General features: G+C 44.2%; 4 protein-coding genes and 1 tRNA gene. 2 read left to right on the top strand and 3 right to left on the bottom strand.

The features are described from left to right. Window positions 1-152 precede the first annotated feature (152 nt). Window positions 153-740, bottom strand: coding sequence for a hypothetical protein (locus tag AC805_RS09045; RefSeq protein ID WP_055075125.1), 588 nt, complete (start codon window positions 738-740; stop codon window positions 153-155). Between the two features lie 189 nt (window positions 741-929). Here AC805_RS09045 and AC805_RS09040 point away from each other — a divergent pair, with 189 nt between their 5' ends. Then, on the top strand, window positions 930-1,382 hold the full coding sequence (locus AC805_RS09040) for a single-stranded DNA-binding protein (protein ID WP_072143568.1): 453 nt from the start codon (window positions 930-932) through the stop codon (window positions 1,380-1,382). 61 nt (window positions 1,383-1,443) lie between these two features. Here AC805_RS09040 and AC805_RS09035 read toward each other — a convergent pair. Further along, window positions 1,444-1,515: transfer RNA gene (locus AC805_RS09035), tRNA-Thr, on the bottom strand. 110 nt (window positions 1,516-1,625) lie between these two features. Between AC805_RS09035 and AC805_RS09030 the strand changes: the two genes are divergently transcribed. Beyond that, on the top strand, window positions 1,626-3,302 hold the full coding sequence (locus tag AC805_RS09030) for an alpha/beta hydrolase (RefSeq protein WP_156341361.1): 1,677 nt from the start codon (window positions 1,626-1,628) through the stop codon (window positions 3,300-3,302). Window positions 3,303-3,446: 144 nt separating this feature from the next. Here the strand turns inward: AC805_RS09030 and AC805_RS09025 are convergent, their stop codons facing one another. After that, on the bottom strand, window positions 3,447-3,821 hold the full coding sequence (locus AC805_RS09025) for a phasin family protein (protein ID WP_055075122.1): 375 nt from the start codon (window positions 3,819-3,821) through the stop codon (window positions 3,447-3,449). Between the last annotated feature and the right edge of the window lie 307 nt (window positions 3,822-4,128).

Here is a 4,128-nt window from a genome sequence, read left to right as displayed (position 1 = left end):
TATAGCTATAGCCAAATAAGTTAAGACATAAAACCCAGAAGAGTGTTGCGGCGCGAAGCGCCGCAACACTCTTCTGGGTTTTGTTTTTGTCCTAACATAACTGGCTACTGCTATATTTCTGAGGCGCTATCGGGTTATATCCTGCTATGGGGCTATTGTGGGGGTGTAGCAGGTCTGGGGTTAACACTGGGAGAAGGCGGCTGACGAATGACATTATTATCGCCAGTACGCGGGGCATTCTGTAAGGAACGAGTTTGCCAATCACCAAAAAATCGATTCATGGCGGCAAAGCCCAGAACTGCAGCTCCACTCATAATCACTAGTAACACGATGATCGTCGTCCAAGTCTCTACAATCTCCGCAATGCCATAACGGGTGCGATAGGGATCGATCTTGCACAGATTATCGCGATCGCGAGCTACTACGGGACGACGAAATCTTAAACGATGATCGTCCAGCTTTTCTAACAAAATCCATCCAGCTTGGGACTCTTCAGCGCATACTTTGCTCAAAACCTTCCGACTGCGAAAACCACCGCTATTAGTACGTAAGATTTTAAATTCCCAGCCCTTGGGCTGATCGCTAGATGTGTTGGACTCATAGCGAGTAAGGTTTTCTTCTTCCACTTCTTCCCGCCGCCTATTACCTTGTTTTGCTCGAAATATTCTGTCGATAATCACGGACTGAATCCCAACATCGAGGATGATAGCACTGATAATGATTGCATTAACGGTCAGCATGATGCTTGATTAATCCTATTAGCAGCATAGCAGCTTGATAATCAGCAAAAGTATACATGGTGATGTGGGCTATTGTGCTCAAGATTTTGCCTGAAATATTGATTTATCTTTCTCATGTTTTGGCGATCGTTTGGCGATCGCGTTATGATTACTAATACAGTAAAATCGTTAGCTTTTGATAAATCACCTATGAACTCTATTGTCCTGATGGCAGAAGTGCTAACCGATCCAGAGCTACGCCGCACACCCGATAATCAAAGCTCGATCGCTTCATTTCTCGTGCAGTTTGCGGGCGGACGTGCTGATGATCCTCCCTATCGTATCAAGGTTGTGGGCTGGAATAATTTGGCAGATGAAATTGTTGAGAAATACCATAAAGGCGACCAAGTTGTAGTTGAAGGTCGTCTTCGTATCGATACAGTCGATCGCGGTACTTATAAAGAGAAACGGACGGAATTAGTGGCTCAACGCATTCATAGCTCTAGCGGTAGCACTACCCCTAGCATATCAGCCCCTCGTGTCGCTCCCATCACTGCCCCAAATAATGCCTCAAATAATGTCCCAAGTAATGTTGTACCAATGTCAACATCCTATGTACCTGTGGCAGCCGCAACTCCCGATTATGACGATATCCCATTTTAAAAACAGAAAAAAGAGGATGCTATGCATCCTCTTTTTTCTGTTTTTTCTGAATTTATCGTAAAGCCGATGATGAGATTTGAACTCACGGCCTGCTGATTACGAATCAGCTGCACTACCCCTGTGCTACATCGGCATAGTAGATGGCATAGATAGATGGTTTGAATACATCTTTTTTGCGAAAGCAATTATAGCATCATCGCACATTTTACAAAAAATAGAAAATTGCTAGCTAAGAGATTGATCGTGGATATTTCATCGTTAGGGTTTCGAGATCTAACTGCCGCGATCGCCTCTTGCGGGCTTGGCATAGCGATCGCCTTTTCGCATATCTTGCCATCTCCTGTCTATGGTGCCGAACAAATTCGCTTCTGGTATTCCCCTGCTGGCGAATTTACTATATATATTGACGATTTGGAGAAGTTTGCCAAGGAAGGAAAACTCAGCAAGCGGTTGGGATTCTATCTCGATCGATTGCCAGAACAGCAAAAAGCTCAATTTCGCGAGGCATTATCGACCCGCTACAACATCAGTCATGTTACGGCTTCTCAATTTACCTACTCTCCGATTGGCGAAATTTTAGTACGTCGCTTAGGCAGAATTTTACAGATAACTCCACAACAAAATGGATTTTATGCTTTGCGGGCGGCGTTGATTCTCTCTGCAAATAGTGAAGAGGGATTGAGTATTCTCAATATTTTAAAAAGATATCCCGTTCCGATTATTTATTTAGACTTGCCAAGCGGTTTGCAAGCCTATGCAGAATTCTCTCAGTTGACCTATAAAAAGGAATTAGCGATCGCCGCTATTCAACAACAAGCGATCGCTGAAACTAAGAACAACCAAAATGAGAATAAAACACTAACCAACATTAACGATCTGCGCCGATCAGGCAAAGTAGTCTGGACTAAGGAGCAGTTTAGCTATTTCCAAAGCGATCGCCATGTCCATATTCCCGTCGATCTGTATCTACCCCAAGGATTGAACCATCCCGCTCCCTTAATAGTCATTTCCCACGGACTTGCCTCCAATCCCGATACTTTTCAATATTTATCGCAACATCTCGCTTCCAATGGCTTTGCGGTCGCCGCTCTAGAGCATCCTAAAACTGGCAGTCGTGACTTTGCCGCTTTTCTGTCTGGTTTAAGTAACGCTCCACAACCAGAGGAAGCGATCCAGCGTTCGCAAGATGTGAAGTATCTGCTGAATGCTTTAGAACAGAAGGTCAAAACCGATGCTCAATGGCGCGATCGCTTCAATCCAGAGCAAGTGGGATTGATCGGGCATTCTCTTGGTGGCTATACGGTGTTAACGTTAGGTGGCGCTCAATTAAACTTCAATCAGATTAATCGAGAATGTAGTATCCCCGAACCAAATATTTCTTCTTTTAATATCTCCAAGGTTCTGCAATGTCGCTTTAGCTCGTCAGATATCAGTAACATTGACCTAAGCGATCCTCGCGTCAAAGCAATCTTAGCCATAAATCCTCTCGGTGGCAGCACGCTCTTAGGGAAAGAAGGAATGCAAAATATTAGGATTCCTACGGCTATTTTTGCTAGTGGCGATGATTTGTTTACCCCTGCGGTTCCCGAACAGTTTTTTCCCTTTGTATGGTTAACTACTCCTCAAAAATATTTAATGACCTTTCCCAAAGGTACACATTTTTCTTTCCTAGAGAGAAGCGATCGCGGTGTTTTGGTAGTTCCTGAAACTGTGCTAGGCGAGAAACCAGAGTTTACGCATCCCTATGCCAAAGCATTTAGTCTTGCCTTCTTTCAAACCTATCTCAATAATCATCCTGAGTTTGCAGCTTATCTGAATAATACCTATATCCAAGCGATCGCACCGTCTCAATTTCCCGCTTCATTGACGAGTAACTTCTCAGAAGAGCAACTTCGTCAGTCGCTAGAATTAGCACCATAAACAATAAATGTTGCGCGGCTTTACCGCGCAGCACTTATTGTTTATGGTGGGAGCGCTCAGGCAGTAAAATTTGCCGCCATTCTCTTCTTGGGGTTTGATTTTTGTCCTAAAGCAAGTCTTAAGGCAAGTGATGACAGCATTTAACTATTTCTGCAACCGTCTTAGCTCATCCTGCAATGCTTGAACTCTATCTTTAAGTTCATCTACATTATTCGTAGTAGGACTAGAGCTTTCGCCATCCTCATCGTCAATCGAGATCGTGCGGGGAGTGTCCTTACCACTGGGGCTTGACGAAGTCTGGGTTTCCCCAATTGGCTTTTGGGAGTTACGCACGAGGTCATCAACAAATTTCTTTGCTTCTTCGGTTGTCATCTCGCCACGCTCTACGAGATCGTCAGCTAATTTACCTGCCTGAGTGCGCAGTTCGCTGAGGGTTTCGCCTGCTTTTTCCCCAGCAACCGTTGCCAAGCCAAGTCCTAGATAAAATGCTTTTTGGACGATGCCACCAAATGGATTCATTGCCATTATTCCTAGAAATATTGAGTGACAGAAAAAATGATCTCTTGCGTTTATTTTAACTTCTACAGCCCTAAAGAAGAGATATTTTTTGCGATCGCGCTATTGGTCAAGTTTTTATAGCTGTCGCCAGTCTTGTTAGGACAAAATCAAACCCAAAAAAGAGGATTGCCGCGCAGAGCGCGGCAACCCTCTTTTGTTTACAGTTGACGGCAGCTATACAAATCCCCAAAGGCTAATTATCAAGCTAAGTAGTTCAGCATAATTTAAAAAAACCAGAAGCGAGTACCGCCCACGTAGCGGGCGGTAC

Source organism: Pseudanabaena sp. 'Roaring Creek' (assembly GCF_001402795.1).
In the GTDB taxonomy this organism is placed as follows: Bacteria; Cyanobacteriota; Cyanobacteriia; order Pseudanabaenales; family Pseudanabaenaceae; genus Pseudanabaena.
The sequence above is the reverse complement of the archived record's forward strand: the minus strand, read 5'-3'. Positions and strand labels throughout refer to the sequence as shown.

Coding starts and splice junctions, on each gene's coding strand:
- AC805_RS09045 (WP_055075125.1), bottom strand. CDS start 740: ATGCTGACCGTTAATGCAATCATTATCAGTGCTATCATCCTCGATGTT.
- AC805_RS09040 (WP_072143568.1), top strand. CDS start 930: ATGAACTCTATTGTCCTGATGGCAGAAGTGCTAACCGATCCAGAGCTA.
- AC805_RS09025 (WP_055075122.1), bottom strand. CDS start 3,821: ATGAATCCATTTGGTGGCATCGTCCAAAAAGCATTTTATCTAGGACTT.